Source organism: Alteromonas alvinellae (assembly GCF_902705805.1).
Map to the genome: position 1 here is coordinate 1 of NZ_CACSIH010000062.1, position 18,699 is coordinate 18,699.

General features: G+C 43.4%; 14 protein-coding genes. 4 read left to right on the plus strand and 10 right to left on the minus strand.

From position 1 onward, the window contains the following. Positions 1–157: 157 nt before the first annotated feature. From ACX5KA_RS04015 to ACX5KA_RS04030, 4 genes are all read right to left on the minus strand, one after another. Entirely contained in the window at positions 158–691 is a 534-nt protein-coding gene (locus ACX5KA_RS04015) for a hypothetical protein (RefSeq protein ID WP_239246715.1), read from the minus strand. Between the two features lie 241 nt (positions 692–932). Continuing rightward, positions 933–2,255: a DEAD/DEAH box helicase gene (locus ACX5KA_RS04020; protein ID WP_458730477.1), complete on the minus strand. Its 1,323-nt coding sequence runs from the start codon at positions 2,253–2,255 to the stop codon at positions 933–935. 276 nt (positions 2,256–2,531) lie between these two features. After that, positions 2,532–3,185, minus strand: a complete 654-nt coding sequence (locus tag ACX5KA_RS04025; protein ID WP_039220256.1) for a CoA transferase subunit B — start codon at positions 3,183–3,185, stop codon at positions 2,532–2,534. Further along, positions 3,185–3,892, minus strand: a complete 708-nt coding sequence (locus tag ACX5KA_RS04030; protein WP_458730478.1) for a CoA transferase subunit A — start codon at positions 3,890–3,892, stop codon at positions 3,185–3,187. Before ACX5KA_RS04030 ends, ACX5KA_RS04025 begins: the two co-directional genes overlap by 1 nt. 122 nt (positions 3,893–4,014) lie before the next feature. Between ACX5KA_RS04030 and ACX5KA_RS04035 the strand changes: the two genes are divergently transcribed. Continuing rightward, complete coding sequence (locus ACX5KA_RS04035) at positions 4,015–4,899, plus strand: LysR family transcriptional regulator (protein ID WP_014949521.1); 885 nt, start codon at positions 4,015–4,017, stop codon at positions 4,897–4,899. 34 nt (positions 4,900–4,933) lie between these two features. Here the strand turns inward: ACX5KA_RS04035 and ACX5KA_RS04040 are convergent, their stop codons facing one another. Beyond that, positions 4,934–5,692, minus strand: coding sequence for a membrane protein (locus tag ACX5KA_RS04040; RefSeq protein ID WP_039220252.1), 759 nt, complete (start codon positions 5,690–5,692; stop codon positions 4,934–4,936). A gap of 94 nt (positions 5,693–5,786) precedes the next feature. Beyond that, entirely contained in the window at positions 5,787–6,491 is a 705-nt protein-coding gene (locus tag ACX5KA_RS04045; protein ID WP_458730479.1) for a sensor histidine kinase, read from the minus strand. A gap of 208 nt (positions 6,492–6,699) precedes the next feature. Here ACX5KA_RS04045 and cysB point away from each other — a divergent pair, with 208 nt between their 5' ends. Further along, positions 6,700–7,674: an HTH-type transcriptional regulator CysB gene (gene cysB, locus ACX5KA_RS04050; RefSeq protein WP_039220248.1), complete on the plus strand. Its 975-nt coding sequence runs from the start codon at positions 6,700–6,702 to the stop codon at positions 7,672–7,674. A gap of 87 nt (positions 7,675–7,761) precedes the next feature. Here the strand turns inward: cysB and ACX5KA_RS04055 are convergent, their stop codons facing one another. The 3 genes from ACX5KA_RS04055 to pabB form a co-directional block, all read right to left on the minus strand. Beyond that, complete coding sequence (locus ACX5KA_RS04055; RefSeq protein WP_458730480.1) at positions 7,762–9,135, minus strand: L-serine ammonia-lyase; 1,374 nt, start codon at positions 9,133–9,135, stop codon at positions 7,762–7,764. A 153-nt stretch (positions 9,136–9,288) separates the two neighbouring features. Continuing rightward, positions 9,289–9,861: a CoA pyrophosphatase gene (locus ACX5KA_RS04060; RefSeq protein ID WP_039220243.1), complete on the minus strand. Its 573-nt coding sequence runs from the start codon at positions 9,859–9,861 to the stop codon at positions 9,289–9,291. A gap of 63 nt (positions 9,862–9,924) precedes the next feature. Then, positions 9,925–11,364: an aminodeoxychorismate synthase component I gene (pabB, locus tag ACX5KA_RS04065; protein WP_458730481.1), complete on the minus strand. Its 1,440-nt coding sequence runs from the start codon at positions 11,362–11,364 to the stop codon at positions 9,925–9,927. Positions 11,365–11,633: 269 nt separating this feature from the next. Between pabB and ACX5KA_RS04070 the strand changes: the two genes are divergently transcribed. Together ACX5KA_RS04070 and rmuC are read left to right on the plus strand one after the other, a co-directional pair. Further along, positions 11,634–13,163 carry a fumarate hydratase gene (locus ACX5KA_RS04070; RefSeq protein ID WP_014949528.1) on the plus strand — a complete coding sequence of 510 codons (1,530 nt, stop codon included), beginning with the start codon at positions 11,634–11,636 and terminating at the stop codon, positions 13,161–13,163. A 233-nt stretch (positions 13,164–13,396) separates the two neighbouring features. Then, positions 13,397–14,686 carry a DNA recombination protein RmuC gene (gene rmuC, locus ACX5KA_RS04075; RefSeq protein WP_458730482.1) on the plus strand — a complete coding sequence of 430 codons (1,290 nt, stop codon included), beginning with the start codon at positions 13,397–13,399 and terminating at the stop codon, positions 14,684–14,686. 42 nt (positions 14,687–14,728) lie between these two features. Here rmuC and ACX5KA_RS04080 read toward each other — a convergent pair whose 3' ends face one another. Then, a complete protein-coding gene (locus ACX5KA_RS04080; protein ID WP_458730483.1) occupies positions 14,729–18,697 on the minus strand; it encodes a S8 family serine peptidase in 3,969 nt (1,322 codons plus the stop codon). Positions 18,698–18,699: the final 2 nt, after the last annotated feature.

Genomic DNA, 18,699 nt, shown 5'->3' on the forward strand with positions numbered 1-18,699 from the left:
GCACTACTACCGCGGAGCGGTTTAGTCCTTTGGCACAAAACGGAAGTAGTCGAATAAAAGTAGAATTGTCAGTATCTTCTCCCAAACGAACCTTTAACACAAACGCTACTCTAAACAATCACCGGCGCCCTAAAAAGCAATTCTTGGTGAATATAAATTACCAATCAGCGCTGTATACTTTGTTGGCTGCGGACGCTTCTACTTCTAGTGGGGCTTTATCGTAACCGTATTCAGCCATGTCGAAAAAGTGTTGGGTGACAACTTCATCTAAACTGGCTCGTTCAATCTGTAACACATGCACTAATTCGTGGGCTAACTTTGGTCTATTAAGCTCGAAATCTTTACGAGCATAAATCGAATAGCCGAAAACTTGTGCGTTATTTATTATTCCTTCTCCAACAAGTCCAACGGCTTCGCCAAACACTTTAAGCGCGAAGTTTTCGTAGGGATATGGCACTTCATCTACATAAACAATTCTTACTTTCTTAGGCTGTTTAATGCCTATCTCCGCTGCTAGCGCCAATTCTTGTTCATTCAACGGTTGACCTATTTTTAAGCCTTTCATATCTGTTTCATGTGCCCACTCTATGTACTGCGGCAACAATACGCGTGCTATTATTTTTTCATAGGAGAGTGCCACAACGACTATTACTATAAACAAGGCTAACGATACGAACTTTATAAATTTCATGTGGTTAAAATCCATTTTAAAGGGGAGTTTGTGCCGCTTACACGCTTTGTTACAAACAGTTGAAGCGTGTAGTCAGCGCAATCGCATTAATGCTATATGCGTAGTAGAGCTTATGATGGCGAAGTGTTCCATCAAAGGGCTACAGGAAATGTGATTAAAAACAAAGTAAAAGGTTACACACCGCTATTCAACAGTGAATTGTGACTAGCGGTGGTGATGGTTCAAACTACGATATAGAGTTTTATTCGTCGTCAGACAGAGTGTTTCTTGGCTTGCGTTTCACAGGAACCATACCAATATCTTCTCCAGACATGGTATCGACACGCTTTTTAGTGCCAGGTTTTGCTGGTTTCGCTACGCGCTTTTTACCATTTTTCGCATTTGATTGTTTTGACACTTTTTGCTTCGGCGTAAAACCTTTAAAAGATGCCGAGAATTCGTCATGCGGTGAACACTCTAATGCATATTGAAGGTGATTCTTAAGCCCCTCGAAACTGTTCCAATCACGAGGGCCAATTAGCGAGAATGCTTCGCCTTTTTGCCCAGCACGGCCTGTACGGCCGATACGGTGAATGTATTCATCCGCGTTCTTAGGAAGGTCAAAGTTAACTACCAAACCTACTTTTGATAAATCTAGTCCACGAGAGGCGAGGTCGGTAGTAACCAGAATACTGTGCTGTCCACGAGCAAACGCACTCATGACTGCTGCGCGTTGGCTTTGTAGCATATCACCACGAAGCGCAATAGCTTCTAAGTTTTGTTCGTTAAGCAGTGCTGCAATTCTATCGGTATCTTCACGGGTAGCTGTAAATACGATAGCTTGGTTGTAGGTACGATTGGCTAGTTCAAACTGTAAAATTTGATCTTTGTTATCAACATTGTCTGCAAAGAAGCACTTCTGTTCGATATCGCCATGCTCTGCGGTTGAGTCTCCTACAGCCACACGAACAGCGCCTTTGGTTAACTGCGTTGTCATATACTTTAGCTCAATATTATCGAGCGTGGCAGAAAACAACATAGTTTGACGCTTTCTGTGATCAGCATAGTCGTTAATCATTTTAAGCTGAGCAGAGAAGCCTAAGTCTAACATTCGGTCGGCTTCATCAAAGATAAGCAACTCTAAACCGTTTAAATACACACTTTTATCTAATAGATGATCGGCTACACGACCAGCGGTACCAACGATAATGTGAGGGTTACGGCGAAGCGCTTTAACTTGGTCGTTATAATTTTCACCGCCCACAATAAGTGAACAAGTAAGATTTAGCCCGGTACACATTGATTTAGCTTCAATGAAAACTTGTTTGGCTAGCTCACGAGTTGGCGCAAGAATAAGTGCGCGTGGGTCTTGACGACTAAGGGCTTTTTGCGACATTAGCCTGTTTATAGCTGGCACTAAAAAGGCGAAGGTTTTACCTGACCCCGTTTTTGATGACGCAATAATATCTTTGCCCTGAATAGCAGGCAGCATAGTGCGTTCTTGAATTTCGGTTAGCGTCGAAATGTTTTTCGTTTCGAGCTTTGAAATAATTTTGTGGTGAACAGGTAAATCAGTAACTAGCAAGAAGGTATAGCCTTTTTAAAATGACATTCGAGCGCATTATCCCTTAATGCACGGTGCATTTAAAGGTTTAATGGAAAGGCTTATAAGTTTGCATAACTAAGGCGGGCACTTGTAACATTCGTTACTCAACGAAGAATATAAAGTTAAAGCAAAAATGTGAGTTAACTCAATGGCGCGCGCTTACCACAAGAGCATAATTGCTGAATGATAAGCGCGACATTGCTAAGCACAATTAAATGAGAAGCTCAATTAAACGCAGAGTTTATTTGAATTAGTTTAAAACTGCATTTCAGGTACATTGTCAGGAACAACGAGCTTTCCGCCCGTTTTCTCTTTAATTTCGTCAACGCTGACGCCCGGTGCACGCTCTTGAAGCACAAATGCACCGTCTTCAACACTCAGCACTGCTAAGTCGGTAATAATGCGCGTAATACAGTTCACTCCGGTTAACGGTAAGGTGCATTCGCTAAGTAGTTTTGGGTTACCGTGTTTGTCGGTATGGGTCATAGTAACGATGATGTTCTTTGCGCCAGCAACTAGGTCCATAGCGCCGCCCATGCCTTTAACGAGTTTGCCTGGTATCATCCAAGACGCAATATTACCTGACACATCAACCTCAAATGCGCCAAGTACAGTAAAGTCGACGTGACCACCGCGGATCATGGCAAAGCTCTCAGCGCTACTAAAAATAGACGCGCCCGTGATAGCCGTTACCGTTTCTTTACCCGCGTTTATCATATCAGCGTCAATTTCATTTTCAGTCGGGTAACGTCCCATACCCAAAAGGCCGTTTTCTGACTGTAGCATCACACTGATGTCATCTGGCACATAGTTAGCTGCAAGGGTAGGGATTCCTATGCCTAAATTGACGTAATCGCCATCTTTAAACTCTTGAGCGACGCGCATTGCGATTTGTTCTCTACTAAGCATTACACTGACTCCTTGCTAACTACACGGCGTTCAATTCGTTTTTCAAATGAACCTTGAATGACACGGTTTACATAAATCCCCGGAGTGTGGATCTCGCTAGGGTTCAATTCACCAGGCTCTACAATTTCCTCTGCTTCTACCACAGTGATTTTACCTGCAGTAGCGGCCATAGGATTAAAGTTTTGTGCTGTATGGCGATAAATACAGTTTCCGTAAGTATCTGCTTTCCATGCTTTTACAATGGCAAAGTCTCCAGTAATAGCATGTTCAAGAATATAAGGGCGACCGTTGAATTCTTTGACTTCTTTTCCTTCACCAACGGGCGTGCCATAACCTGTGGCAGTGTAGAATGCAGGAATGCCAGCACCACCGGCGCGCATTTTTTCAGCCAGCGTTCCTTGAGGTGTAAGTTCAACTTCCAACTCACCGTTAAGCAGTTGTTTCTCAAACAGGGCATTTTCACCTACATAAGAAGACACCATTTTGGCTATTTGCTTATCTTCCAATAAAAGGCCCAAGCCAAATCCATCTACACCACAGTTATTAGAAACTACAGTAAGTCCAGAAACGCCCATTTTCTTAATTTGGCCTATCAGTCCTTCAGGAATGCCACACAAACCGAAGCCGCCCGCAATAACTGTCATCCCATCTTTAAGGCCAGTCATTGCTTCTTCGTATGAGGATACAACTTTGTTAAATCCCGCCATTCTCTATCTCCAATGTATTTGTTAAAAATAAGTATCGACATTGTTGCTTCATTTGTAAAATCGAATTAATCTTGCAATTAATAAATATTGTTTATTAATAGATGGGCTGAGTTGAAAAATTTATGGATGTTTCATACCGTCAAATAAAAGCGTTTGTAGAAGTGGCAAAATCATCAACCTTTGCTGAAGCAGCGGTAAATCTGCACTTAACACAACCAGCTTTATCATCGGCAATTAAAAAAATGGAAGAGCAGTTAGGCGGTAAGTTATTTCAACGCAATACACGCAATGTAAGTCTAACACCGGAAGGAGAGGTGTTGTTTCCAAATGCTTTGAGGCTACTGCACGACTGGGACAATACATTTTCTGATATTCAAAATTTGTTTGCTATGGCGAAAGGGCAGCTTACCATCTGCGCCATGCCGTCATTTGCAGAATCTCATCTGCCAAATATCTTGTCAGTTTTTCATCAACGTATTCCAAACGTTAACTTGCGAATTGTCGATGTAGTTATGGAACAGGTAATTCATGAAGTTACTACTGGTCGTAGTGAAATTGGTTTCTCGTTTGAACCAGAGCGCAAAGATGGTTTAGTGTTTAAAAGCCTATTCGCCGATGAGTTTGTTGTTGTGACCAACAAAGCACAATCAGCCCATTTAGGGGACAAGTTGCATTGGCAGGATTGTCTTAAACTGCCATTAGTAATGATGAATAGGGGATCTGCAGTACGCCACTGGACTCAATCTAAGCTAGCACAATATGGTGAGTTAAATATAATCGCGGAAACCGGGCAGCTATCTACCCTCGGAAAGCTTATTCTAAATGGATTAGGAATATCCATTATGCCAGCGATTTGTAAAGCGCAAATGGAGGGATTGGGGCTAGTAACAAAAGAAATTAGTGACATGCCTCTGGTGAAAAATATTGGAATAATTCGAAACGCGCGAAAAGGGTTATCTCTGCCGGCTCAATCTATGTGGGACATGGCCGTAGCGCATTATGAGTGAAATAATGCGCTTTATTCTTAAGAAAAGGTTCGACCTACCACTTCTTTTTAGGTGCGAACAACTCGTCTAATTCGTCTCTTTCTTCTTCTTGCTTCTTAGCGCGATCCTTTTCGTTCACACTCTTAAGGTTGCTTTGTATGTCGTGTAACCACTCGTTAAGTGTAGAAAGTTTAGACATTGAGTATTCATCTTGAGGGTTTTGATTTTCTAGTGCGTTTTTCGCCTTTTCAAAATACTGTCTGGCAGACCCAAGCATATTGGTTTGAAGCGCAGCGCGGCCGCGCTTAATCAATGTTTCTACATTTACTTTTACCTGCAAGCGTTCAAGCTGCTTATCTTCATCCATGAATACTTTAGAATCAATTTGACCTTTGCTGTGCTCAGAGCGAAGGATAATACGAAGTTTTTTAACCGCTTGAATATACTGAATAATCATTTTGTCGTTGTCGGGTAACGAGAACTCCGTCGTAGCGCCAGAGTTGTCAGAGAGTGCCGCAGCCGTCGCTTGCTCACTACTAGAAATTCTTTGCTTTAACTCAGCGGTGCTTGATAACTCGTTCATCGCTTTAAGTGCATTAAGAATACGATTATGAAGAATGCCCATAATACGTGAAGATACCGGCATATTTACACTTGCAGCGATAACGTTTTCCGTTTCATCGACAAGGGTACGTTGCTTAGCAAGTTCAGTACGTCGCTCCGCCTCTTGCTTTTGTCGATGTTGTTGTATTGCATTTATGAAAATAGCTGCAATAAGCAAGACAACAATTAAAATAATAATAATCACGTACATGCGTGTGTTTCCGTCTGTTTTTATTTCTTATAACGTCAGTTTTTTCTTAAACGCGAGCGTTACTTTCTGAATTATCTATTGTTATCGGACAATACTACGGTATTTTTACTTCAAATACACTTCCGCCGAAACATCCATCATTTGATAGGGCAATAGTGCCATATCTATCGCCTTGCGAATGCGCACTTGCAATAAGTTTGGCAAAGAATAGCCCCAAACCTGTCCGGCCTTGGCTTAATTCAAAGTCACACAAATCTTCGTGGCTTTTGGATAACATTTCGTCTGGGTAACCACTACCATCATCTTCAATTTTTAATGTCATAAAATCATTATCGTCGACATGCGCTGAAACAAGTATTTTTGATGTCCCATAGCGCATAGCGTTTATAATGACGTCGTTCAAAAGTAAATAAATTAACTCACTGTCCAAATACCAGCTCAAGTCTTCTTCAATATCAATGACTATATCAATATTTTTTTGAGCTACGTACAGCGCATTTGAGCCGATAACGTCTTCTACTAGATCTTTTAGAAAACTTTCGTCAACCGTTATGGGAAGGCTTTCTAGCTCTGCTCTGTATAAAGAGAGGATCTGAACAAGGTTAGTGTTAAGCCTAGACGCTTCATAATGAACACTGGCAACTTGTTCTCTTGCTTTTGTGTCCCGCGGAGAGAGGGTATCGCTTAGCGTTTCAATAGACTGAATCAAAAGAAAAAGTGAGTTTTTCATATCGTGTACAGCTGCAGCTAGTACCGATGAAAAATCAATTGTGGATGTAACCTGTTTACTGCTACTCATTAACTATTAAACGCCGTGCGACTATTTCACCCTAAACATACTGTAGAAGAGATTGAACAATGAAGGGCAAATTACGCGTAAATTTGTAAAAAAATAAACAAATTCAACTTTATAATGCAAATTTTGTAATAGCAACTAGTAAAAAACAGTAGTTTTGGTTATAACGGTGGGAGTAAAGTGTCAGTCTATCCTTTGAACGGTGTAAAATATGAAGCTACAGCAACTACGGTATATCGTAGAAGTCCTCAATAATAATTTGAACGTGTCGGCAACTGCAGAAAGTTTGTATACCTCTCAGCCTGGTATTAGCAAACAAGTTCGCATGTTAGAAGATGAGCTAGGCGTTCAAATTTTTGGCCGTAGTGGAAAGCACCTTACACACGTTACTGATGCAGGCAACGATGTAATTAATATTGCGCGTGAAATCTTGGCGAAAGTTGAAAGTATTAAAGCCGTGGCTAGAGAGCACACACTTCCTGACCAAGGTAAACTTAATATTGCGACTACCCATACGCAGGCCCGTTATGCATTACCTGATGTGATACAGGGTTTTATGGGCAAATACCCCAAAGTTTCACTGCATATGCACCAAGGTACGCCATCGCAAATTAGCGACTTAGCAGCTAAAGGCGAAGCTGATTTTGCTATTGCCACAGAAGCACTGCACTTATACAACGATTTGGTCATGCTTCCCTGTTATCACTGGAATCGCAGTGTAATCGTAAACAAAGATCATCCGCTGTCGAAAAAGGGCACTATCGATATTTCTGATATCGCAAAGTATCCATTAGTTACGTACGTTTTCGGTTTTACAGGACGTTCTGAGTTAGACCAAGCCTTCGAAAGGGCTGGGCTAACGCCAAAGATTGTATTCACTGCTACCGATGCCGACGTAATTAAAACTTATGTACGCCTAGGAGTAGGTATTGGCGTAATAGCCTCTATGGCCGTCAGTGAAGAACTAGATGATGACTTGGTAAAAATAGATGCGAGTCACTTATTCGATTACAGCACTACCAAAATTGGCTTTAGAAAAGGCTCGTTCTTAAGAAGCTACATGTATGACTTTATTGAACGTTTTGCGCCACACCTAACAAAAGACAAGGTCGAGAAGGCCATGATGCTGAAAAATAACGAAGAAGTGGAAAAGATGTTTAAAGGCGTAACGCTTCCAGTAAAGTAAACGTAGCGCTTGTTAAAAACGTTCATGTAAAAAGGGGCTATCTGCCCCTTTTTTGCAATTCACACACTATCTAGTTCGAACGAGACGCTAACATTCGATAATATTTACCGCGAGTCCACCTCGCGCCGTTTCTTTATACTTAGTCTTCATATCGTTACCTGTATCGCGCATCGTTTTAATAACCTTATCTAATGATACCTTCTGCTCTCCGGTTCCTCGCAATGCAAGGCGAGATGCGTTGATGGCTTTTATCGCGCCCATGGCATTTCGCTCAATGCATGGCACCTGAACAAGGCCACCAACAGGATCACAGGTTAGACCTAGATTATGCTCCATTCCTATTTCAGCAGCATTTTCAACCGAAGCGGCTGTGCCACCCATAATTTCCGCTAAGGCTCCTGCAGCCATTGAACACGCAACACCCACTTCACCTTGGCAGCCTACTTCAGCACCAGAAATCGACGCATTCTCTTTATAGAGAATACCAATAGCGCCTGCAGTAAGCAGGAAGCGGCTTGCTACTTCTTCATCCACTGGTCTGATAAATTTATCAACGTACTGTAGCACCGCTGGAATAATACCCGCTGCACCATTAGTTGGTGCGGTGACAACTCGACCCCCAACTGCGTTTTCTTCATTTACTGCTAAAGCGAACAAGTTTACCCAGTCCATGGTCTGCATGGGATCGTTGGTATGTTCAGTTTGAAGACGACGATACAAGCCAGGAGCACGACGTACTACTTTCAAACCGCCAGGCAAAATCCCTTCGCTTTCAATACCGCGTTGTATGCAGGCTTTCATTACTAACCAGATATTATGAAGTTGTTGTTTAACTTCGTGCTTAGGCCTAAAAGTCGCTTCGTTTCGCAGCATTAATGAGCTAATACTCAAACCATTATTCTTGCACAACGCTAGAAGGTCGCCAGCGGTTTTGAAAGGAAAGGGAACAGATTCCTGCAGACTGGCTGCGTGAGCTTTAGTGGCGTCAAAGTCCTCATCTTTTATGATAAAACCACCACCAATACTGTAGTAAGTTTGCTCTTTGACCAACTCGTCTTTTGAATACGCATAAAAAGTTAATGCGTTCGCGTGCTTTGGTAGTGTTTTTCGACGATGGAAGACAATAGCGTTTTTATTAGGAAAGCGCACTGACTTTAGGCCGTTAAGACAGAGTTTTTCGCTGTTGCGAATTTCTTCAAGTTTAGTTTCTATACTGTCTACGTCGACAACGTCGGGTAACTCCCCCAAAAGGCCCAAGATAACGGCTTTGCCAGTACCATGGCCGATACCAGTTTGACCAAGAGAGCCAAACAGTTCAACTTTCACGCTATCCACTGAATCAAAAAGCGCAGCTTCCTGAGCGAGTTCAGTGACAAACTCGGCGCCTGCTTTCATTGGTCCTACGGTGTGCGAACTCGATGGGCCAATGCCCACGCTGAACATATCAAATACACTGATCATAAACTTTAAAAATTAAAACAAAGTAATAGTAAGATCATGCATCCACCGCGTAAAAACCACAATACAGAAAAGCTAATAAAGGGATTAGTTTTGCTAATACGCTGTAAAGTTTAATTTATAGTACACACAAGAGCGGATAAGCAAATACAAAGGCTATGGGTGAATATGATGAGATAGATTGCGTAACATTGCCGCCGTTGCGCCCCATATCATACGGTTTTTCCATGGGATAAAGTAAATTGGAAATGCCTTTTTATCGCGATGCGTCGTGTGAACTAAATGATTTTTTCTGTCTAACACATGTGCCAGAGGCACCTCAAAAGCGCTTTCTACCTCATTTTTGTCAATAATCGGTGTAAAGTCAGGCTTTACAAAGCCAACCACTGGCGCGATTTCATATCCACTGATGGTTCGGTATCTAGGCAACATTCCTACTACGTCAACGTGGGTAGCGGGTAAACCAACTTCTTCTTCAGCTTCTCTAAGTGCTGCGTCAAAAAAAGAGTTGTCAGCTTCGTCGACCGCTCCGCCTGGAAAACTGATTTGACCTGGGTGATGCTTGAGGTGGTGAGCGCGTTCGGTAAGCAGTAATTGAAGCGAATTCCCGTAATCTATCAGGGGGATAAGTACAGCCGCAGGGCGTCCTGTTTTTCGCAACGGAAAATCTGGCTCGGTGTGGGGCTGCCTTAAGTGGTGAAACTGTGATAGGAACTCGTTCTTTGTCATAGATATTTGCTTACAACCTACATGCTTACCTTTCTGCTAAAACATTACATACAGCATACTATGCTATTGGTTAATTGATTCAAGTACTGGCAGTATTCTAGACACTTTATCAAGAGTTTCTTGATATTCTTCGCTAGAAACAGAATCTAGCACAATACCACCACCGGCCCAGCAATGTAATCGACGGTTCTCTGCCAGTACGGTTCTAATACAAATACTTGAATCCATGTCTTCACGAAAACCCATATAGAACACGCTGCCACAGTAGATATTCCGGCGGTGTGGCTCAAGCTCATCGATAACTTCCATCGCGCGGATTTTCGGTGCTCCAGTTATTGACCCTCCAGGAAATGCCGACGCCAGAAGGGATAAAGGCGAAGAAGACTCATTTAATTCACCGGTTACCGTACTTACTAAATGGTGCACAGCCTGATAACTTTCAAGAGCAAAGAGTGCAGGTACGTTTACCGAGTGAGGTTTGCAGTGCTTTGAAATATCGTTGCGCAGCAGATCTACAATCATAAGATTTTCTGCACGGTCTTTTTCTGCTGAGAGCAAGCTCTGTGCACTGGCGGCATCTTCTTCTTTGTCTTCAAATCGCGGGCGTGTACCCTTTATCGGTTTTGTTTCTACAACCCCATCTTTAACGCGTAAAAAGCGTTCTGGTGAAATGGAAGCAATACAACCTTGGGGAAGGTTATAAAACGCTGAAAATGGTGCTTGATTTTGATTGCGTAGCTCACAATATGCTTGCCACATATTCCCTTCAAACGCTGCGCTAAAACGTTGCGCCATATTTACCTGGTAGCAGTCACCGGCACGCAAATAGGCCTGTATTTTATCCAAACAAGCTTCATAATCCGTTTTAGACAAATTTGATTCGAATCGTGACGTTAACTTGAAATTTGGCTCAGGAGTTTCGTCGTTGAACGAAGAAAAAACCTGAGTCAGCGATTGACTGTCAACGGAGCAATAATAGATGTAGCCTGTTTTTGTATCTTCAATGAGCGAACGAAGATAAAGGCCAACCGCGAAATCAGGGGTTTCGTAGTCATCTTTGGCGATGCTTGGCATCGTTTCATAAAAGCGCCCAGTGTCATAGCCTGCCATACCAGCCACACCGATAATGAAAGGAAGGTGCGATGTATTTACACTGGCATGTATCTGTATATTTGAAACGCGCGCATGTAAGTGTGCTTGCACCGCTTCAAAGGGGGCCTGTGTCAATTCCTGGCGCTTTGAAGTGTTTAGTTCGATGAGTTGAACCCTATCACCTTTTGCTTCGATAACTGCGGAAGGCGAAAATGCCATGATATTGAAGCGACCTTCACTTTTTGACGAACCGGAAGTATCTAGTAACAGGGAGTATGGGTGTGTAGATACTCGCTTAAAAAGTGCATTGAAAACGGCTGCGTTCTCGTCACAATTTAGCGCTAATTTGTCGGCTAATTCCTCTGCAGTGAAACGGGAAACATGAACGTGAATAGTATCTGCGTGTGACATAGGTGTTTTCTGTACTTCTTTTTATCGTGGGCGTTTGGTGCTCGAATTAAGCACCAAACGTCCTTCTATTTCTAACTGGCGTTAACAAATAACGGCTAATAACCAGTGACATTAGGCTACTTTTTCTGATATCCCTTCAGCATAGTTTTTAAAAATGACTGGAATTAGCCACAAGCACATGGTTTTACATGGTGCGTTGTCTTTAGATGCGCTAGTATACGCTTTTTTAGCTAGCTAAGACCACGAAAGCCAAATAAAAAGAGGATGTCATGACCGTTATCCGTCAACAAGACTTCATTGACAGCATTGAAGATGCCCTGCAATTTATTTCTTATTATCACCCGCTCGATTACGTTAAAGCCGTAGAAGAAGCCTATAAGAAGGAAAAGAGCCAAGCCGCGAAAGACGCGATGGCACAAATTCTTATCAACTCACGCATGTCGGCAGAGGGTAAGCGCCCTTTGTGTCAAGACACGGGGATCGTAACCTGTTTTGTTAAAGTTGGTATGGGAGTGACGTGGGATAAAACTGACATGACCGTTCAAGAAATGGTTGATGAAGGTACACGTCGTGCATACCTTAATCCAGACAATCCACTTCGCGCCTCTATCGTTGCTGACCCTGCCGGTGCGCGTAAAAACACTAAAGACAATACGCCCTCAGTTGTTCACATTGATATGGTGGCAGGCGAAAAGATTGAAGTAATGATCGCGGCTAAAGGCGGCGGCTCTGAAAACAAATCGAAAATGGTAATGCTTAATCCAAGCGATGATATCGCTGACTGGGTAGTAAAAACATTGCCGACAATGGGCGCTGGCTGGTGTCCGCCTGGAATGCTTGGTATAGGTATTGGCGGTACGGCTGAAAAAGCAGCAGTACTTGCGAAAGAAAGCCTTATGGACCCAGTAGACATCCAGGAGCTTATAGAGCGTGGCCCGCAAACTACCGACGAAAAACTTCGCTTAGAAATTTTTGACCGCGTAAATAAGTTGGGTATCGGTGCGCAAGGCCTAGGTGGTTTAACGACTGTTGTTGACGTTAAGATTAAGTCGCTACCTACTCATGCTGCGTCAAAACCTGTAGCAATGATCCCTAACTGTGCGGCGACTCGTCACGCACATTTCTATTTAGATGGTTCAGGTCCAGCCGAGTTAACACCACCAAAGTTAGAAGATTGGCCAGAAGTAACTTGGGAAGTGAGTGAAAACACTCGCCGCGTTAACCTTGATGAAGTAACAAAAGAAGATATCCAAGAGTGGAAAGTAGGTGAAACGGTACTGTTGTCAGGTAAGATGCTTACCGGCCGTGATGCCGCTCACAAGCGCATTCAAACCATGATGGAAAACGGTGAAGGTTTGCCTGAGGGCGTTGACCTAACTAACCGCTTTATCTATTACGTTGGCCCTGTAGATGCAGTGGGTGACGAAGTGGTTGGTCCGGCTGGCCCGACAACGGCTACCCGTATGGATAAGTTTACTGACATGATGCTAGAGAAAACAGGCCTTATTGGCATGATTGGAAAAGCAGAGCGTGGTCCAGCAACCGTTGATTCAATTGCTAAACACAAAGCGGTTTATCTAATGGCAGTTGGAGGTGCAGCGTACCTCGTATCTAAAGCCATTAAGAAATCTCGTGTCGTAGCATTCGAGGACTTGGGTATGGAAGCCATTTACGAGTTCGACGTAGAAGATATGCCGGTAACCGTTGCAGTAGACAGCACGGGTGCCAATGCTCACAAAAATGGTCCGGCCATTTGGAAAGCAAAAATTGAAGAGCTTGATGCCTCGCTATCTAAATAGAGAGGAAGGCAAAACTTAAGATGAGCCGTTCTGCTTAAGAAAGCTAATTAGGTTTTTCTTCACAGTACAAAAAACGGGTGCAATAGCACCCGTTTTCATTTGTGTAGTTTCATTTTTTCAAAGGTTTACGTGCTAGACGTTTTGCCCCAATTTCATTTTAAATTTATACCAGTTGGTATATTTATCTGATTTTGTTTATAGTGCTGTACAAAATAACAGTATGAACGTGCACTATGTTAATTAACCTTATTTCTAGCGAACCCATTTCCTTTCTAATAGCCTTCGTAAGTGTGTGTGCTTTTTCTCTTTATTCATTTATTCGAGGCCAGGCGAATGCCACCAAGATAGCGCAGCTTTCGCAAATCAATGAGCAGCTACAAAATGATTTGAATAGCGAGCGTATTGCAATTGCCAAGCTTCAAGCACAAAACGATGCGCACCAAGCAAAAATTCAGGCGCTTCATACTGCGCATGAAGATAAGCTTGCGTCTATGAATGCATCTGAACAACGTCTGCAGACTCAGTTTGAGAATTTAGCAAACCGTATCTTTGAAGAAAAACAGCAGCGATACACGCAGCAAACCAAACACAACATAGAAGCTGTACTTGCACCGTTTAAGAACGAATTAGAGGGCTTTAAACGCCAAATAAATGAGCAACATATACGTGAAGGCCAAGAGCGAGCTTCACTTAAAACAGAAATTTTAAGTTTAAAAGCCCTTAATCAGAAAATAACTGAGGAAGCCGCAGCACTCACCAGTGCACTCAAAGGTGATAATAAAAAACAAGGAAACTGGGGCGAGGTAGTGTTGGAGCGTATTCTGAAGGAGTCGGGTTTACGCGAAGGGCATGAGTTCGAAACTCAAATGTCTGCGACATCAGACCAAGGCAAGCGTTTCCAACCAGACGTCGTAGTTCATTTGCCCAACGATAAAGACGTAATTATTGACTCAAAAGTAAGTCTTGCCGCCTATGAGCGTTATTACAATTGCGACAATGAAACCGAGAAGGCGCAATATTTAAGTCAACATGTATCATCCATAAAAGGCCACATTAAGGGCCTTGGCGCAAAAGACTATCAAACCTTACAAGGCATAAAAACGCTGGATTACGTTTTGTTATTTATCCCCATAGAACCTGCATTTCTTATCGCAGTTGAAGAAGAGCCCGAATTAGTCACCTTGGCACTCAATCACAACATAATGTTGGTAAGCCCAACAAATTTACTGGTTGCATTAAGAACCATTAACAATATTTGGCAATATGAATACCAAAATCAAAATGCCCAGCTAATTGCTGACCAAGCGGCAAAGCTTTACGACAAGTTTGTTGGCTTTATCGTTGACATGGAAAAGGTAGGAAAGTCTATGGATAGCGCACAAGCAAGTTATGAGCAAGCTATGAATAAATTAACTAGCGGGCGAGGGAATATCGTAAGGCAAATTGAGAAATTTCGTGAGCTAGGGGTGCAACCGAGTAAAAGGATGTCTCAGCACTTACGGCAACTTTCTAACGACGATTAAAAAAGGCCGCGATTGCGGCCTTTTTTGCTTATGAAGAGAACGTTATGAACGTTTCATGCGTCTACGCAGGTATACCGCTGGTGCTAGAAGCAATGCAATCCAACCCATAGAACCGCCAGACTTATCGTTAACTGCGATAGTTACGCTGTCTGTGGTTGTATCAATACCGTCGGTTGCTGTTACTTGAACGGTTACACTACTAGCTTGCTCGTGGCTTGGTGCAGTTCCAGTAAATGACGTTGTCTCAACACCGTCAATAGTGATAGTAACGTCGTCGCCGTCTGCGTCAGTGGCCGATGCAGTTACGGTGAATGACTCACCTTCATCTACGCTAGATGGCGCAGAGATTGAAAGGACAGGTGCATCTTGTACGCCTGCAACCGCTACCGTTACTGTACCTTCGCCTACGATGTCGCCTTCAACAACTTCGCCTGCGTCAGTAGTGGTACCCTCAACCTGAACTGTGTAGGTAAATGCGTCTTCACCGAAGAAGTCTGCATTTGGCGTGTAGGTTACCGTACCATCATCGTTAACCGTCACTGTACCGTTTGCCGCTTCAGTAGTAACTGTAACAGTTGACGGATCAAGTGGCGCTTTATCGATTGTAATAGGCGTAAACGTACGGAAGTCTCCTGAAAGCGATTCCATAGTAAACGTGTTAATAATGGTGCTATCCATTTCATTAGCAAGAATATTAGCCGTTACCGACGCATCTTCGTTCACTGAGAGCATATCGTCCATATACTCGCTTGAAGGAATTACAGTACCTGCATAACTGATTCTTACTTCATCGCCTGCATTAGCCGTTAGTACGAACTCATCACCTTCCACTGGAAGAGTGCCTTGGACGCCTGCTGACGTTAGTGACGCAAGGGTAGTACCGACACTACCAGATGAATTCTCTGCACCAACAACAGTTGCATACACTGGCGTGTCCATTGGACCGTAAACAAAGTTCACGTTACCTGTTTCGTACTCAAACCATAGCTGGAAGTTAAAGCTTGTACCTTCTTCATTCCAAATCTGAGCATTTTCCCACTCAACAACGAAGTGACCTGTTGTGAGACTTACCGCATAAATGTTACCCGTACCAGCACCACCGCCAGCTAAATCCAAGTCAGTCCAATATGGAGCAACAATGTTATTAGGCTCGCTTAGATTAGGAAGCACTTCAGCAAACGGAGTAGTAATGTTACCTGAACTTGTGCCTAGTGATACAAAACCATTCGAAGAAATCTGCATGGTGGTGTACTCAGCACCTAGATAGGTGATAGTACGCGGCAAGCTAATTTCAATAGACGCATCATCACACGCACCAGAACACACAAGAGGGGCAACGCCAATTGAAGCCATAGGAACGTATCTACCTAAGCCGAAGCCTTCAAGTAGGTCACCAATTGTGGTGTCTGCATTCATTGAGAATGACGCAGTATTTAATGCACCTTCCCAATATACCGTGCCAGATTCAGCGTCGTAGCTTACAGGTTCTTGGTTACCGTTTTTAACAGCAGAAATCGTTGACGGGTTGATGTCGTATTTGTGATCAATTTCACCAGATATACTAATCATACCAGTAACATCAGTGTTAGTAGCAAATGCTTCAGTAACAACTAGTTCACCTTCAGCTGCGAATTGATTACTCACGTCACTATCGAATAGAGAAGGCTCATCGCTGCTAATTGGATAAACCGCTACAGGGATAAAGTAATCCGTCGTAGTATCGTCTGTATCAGCCCAGTTAATGCCACCGAAAGACCATGAACCAGTAGAAGCTGTAGTTACGTCTACCGCGACCATAATCTCAGCTGAAGCACCTGCTGCTAGGGTAGCCATTTGTGGTGTAACGGTTGCTACAATTGCGGGGTCGTTAAACATCGCTGTTGCATCAACAGTTACATCTTCGTCACTTGTATTTGTTACCGTTATAGACATTTCACAGTTCAGATAACAGTTACCATCTACAAGGCTCAAATCGCTATAAGTAAGTTCAACACTAGTTGCACGAGGAAGATCTAGACGACCTGCACCCATGTCAAAGTTGTCGGCTTGAGTAGCTGCATCTTCTTTAAGTACATCACGGATAGAAGAAGTTACAAGGGCACTCTTAATCTGTTGTGCAGTCCAATCTGGGTGCATTTGTTTAAGTAGAGCCGCTGCGCCAGCTACGTGTGGAGACGCCATTGACGTACCACCTTTAAACGAGAAGTTCTCGCCTTCATGACCAGGAGCATCTGGAGATTCACCAGAGAAGATTCTTACACCCGGTGCGGCAATGTTCGGTTTAAGGAACGTAGGATCGCCGTTTGGACCACGTGAGCTAAAGTCGGCCATAATGTCCGCTAAGCTTTCAGATACAACGCGAACCACTTCAGCACCGATTGTAATATTTACCGCTTCCTCAGTACCTGAGATTAGGGTTGCTAATTCCTGACCCGGTGTTGCAGGTACCATGAATGATGGAACAGTCTGGTCTGGGCTAAGACCACCCATTAGGATCGGAGCTTCACCACGTCCGTCGACGTTGTGAATTACAACCGCAACCGCACCTGCAGCTTCAGCATTTTCTATTTTTGTTACGAATCCACATGTACCACGGCTAATAAGCGCAATAGCACCGTCAAACGCACCGGCAGCAAACTCTTCACAACCTTCAACGTTAGCCTCTGCAACTTCACCAGCATAAACAACGGGTGCAGTTAAAGCCGTATCAAAAACAATGCTTGGGTTACCAACAGAGTAAAGTGCAGGGATAGTGCCAATTGAAGTATCACCTTCAATTGTCAACTCATTAGCAAATAAACGATCTGTTGTTGTTGCAGCTACAGTAATAACGTCTTCAGAACAACCAGGGCAACCTATAGTTCCTTCTCCAGGGCCATCGTTACCTGCGGCAAATACTGTAACTACGCCGGCATCGTGCATAGCTTCAAGAACGTCTTCGTAAACAGAACCGTTAGGGTTGCCGCCTGCGCCGCCGCCCCACGAGTTATTAACAACATCAGCACCGTCTACTAAGGCCGCTTCTAGCATTGAAAGCAACATAGACGAGGCGCCACTTGAAGACGCAGGGTTTGCTGGCGTAGCGTAAAGACCTTTATAAGCCATCAGGTAGGCCGCAGGTGCAACACCTGAGATTTCGGCTTCAGCTCCATCGCGCTCAGCCATAACACCAAAGTTACCAACGGCAGTACCGGCAACGTGTGTACCGTGTCCGTTGAAACCTAGTGGGCTTTCATATTCTTCCTCAACAACCGCGAAACCTTCTACAATGTCAGCTGCACGTGCAACGATAAGCTTGTTGTTACAAAAATCAGGAACTTCTGAACAATAATCATCTGTAGGTAGCGTTTCTGCAGCTGGCGCTTCAAAGTTCTCACCGCTAAATAGTGGGTTTTCTGGGCGAATACCGCTATCAATGACGGCTACTTTTACACCAGCACCGGCGCTTTCTTTACCGCCAAATTGTTCCCACGTTTCAACAGCACCAATTAGGTCAAGGCTTGCGTCCATTTGCGCATGATGAATAACATCTGGATAAACTGCTTTAACATTTGACAGGCTTGAAAGCTTATCAAGCGAGCTTTTTGACACAATACCCGCAAAGCCGTTGAATGCTGCAGTGTAAGATAGGTCAGCTTTAAATGATTTATCAAAAGCTCTAATCGATTGGATTACAGATTGCTGTTTAGCTTCAAGGAATGATTTGTATTCCTTTGCAGCATTAGATGCAAAGTTAACCTTTTGACCTTTATGCGCAGCCATGCTGCTAACACTTGGATTTACTCCGCTAAACTGTGCCATCGGGGCATCGTACAGTTGGATAATTACACGAACACTATCGCTATTAACTTGGATAGCGTTTGCAAGAATGTTTTTCTTGTCGAAAGATGCTTCGATAGCGTTTTGTTGTTCAACGCTATGACCGGAAATTTGATTTGATAGTGCAAACGCGCCAAAAGCAGAACCTGCTAAGGCAGTGGCAACTACCGTGCTAATAATTGTTTTTTTCATAA

Excerpts from the sequence above, each read along its gene's own strand:
- ACX5KA_RS04040 (WP_039220252.1), bottom strand. The coding sequence starts at position 5,692 with ATGTACGTGATTATTATTATTTTAATTGTTGTCTTGCTTATTGCAGCT.
- ACX5KA_RS04045 (WP_458730479.1), bottom strand. The coding sequence starts at position 6,491 with ATGAGTAGCAGTAAACAGGTTACATCCACAATTGATTTTTCATCGGTA.
- ACX5KA_RS04060 (WP_039220243.1), bottom strand. The coding sequence starts at position 9,861 with ATGACAAAGAACGAGTTCCTATCACAGTTTCACCACTTAAGGCAGCCC.
- ACX5KA_RS04055 (WP_458730480.1), bottom strand. The coding sequence starts at position 9,135 with ATGATCAGTGTATTTGATATGTTCAGCGTGGGCATTGGCCCATCGAGT.
- pabB (WP_458730481.1), bottom strand. The coding sequence starts at position 11,364 with ATGTCACACGCAGATACTATTCACGTTCATGTTTCCCGTTTCACTGCA.
- ACX5KA_RS04035 (WP_014949521.1), top strand. The coding sequence starts at position 4,015 with ATGGATGTTTCATACCGTCAAATAAAAGCGTTTGTAGAAGTGGCAAAA.
- rmuC (WP_458730482.1), top strand. The coding sequence starts at position 13,397 with ATGTTAATTAACCTTATTTCTAGCGAACCCATTTCCTTTCTAATAGCC.
- ACX5KA_RS04030 (WP_458730478.1), bottom strand. The coding sequence starts at position 3,892 with ATGGCGGGATTTAACAAAGTTGTATCCTCATACGAAGAAGCAATGACT.
- ACX5KA_RS04015 (WP_239246715.1), bottom strand. The coding sequence starts at position 691 with ATGAAATTTATAAAGTTCGTATCGTTAGCCTTGTTTATAGTAATAGTC.
- ACX5KA_RS04080 (WP_458730483.1), bottom strand. The coding sequence starts at position 18,697 with ATGAAAAAAACAATTATTAGCACGGTAGTTGCCACTGCCTTAGCAGGT.
- ACX5KA_RS04070 (WP_014949528.1), top strand. The coding sequence starts at position 11,634 with ATGACCGTTATCCGTCAACAAGACTTCATTGACAGCATTGAAGATGCC.
- cysB (WP_039220248.1), top strand. The coding sequence starts at position 6,700 with ATGAAGCTACAGCAACTACGGTATATCGTAGAAGTCCTCAATAATAAT.
- ACX5KA_RS04025 (WP_039220256.1), bottom strand. The coding sequence starts at position 3,185 with ATGCTTAGTAGAGAACAAATCGCAATGCGCGTCGCTCAAGAGTTTAAA.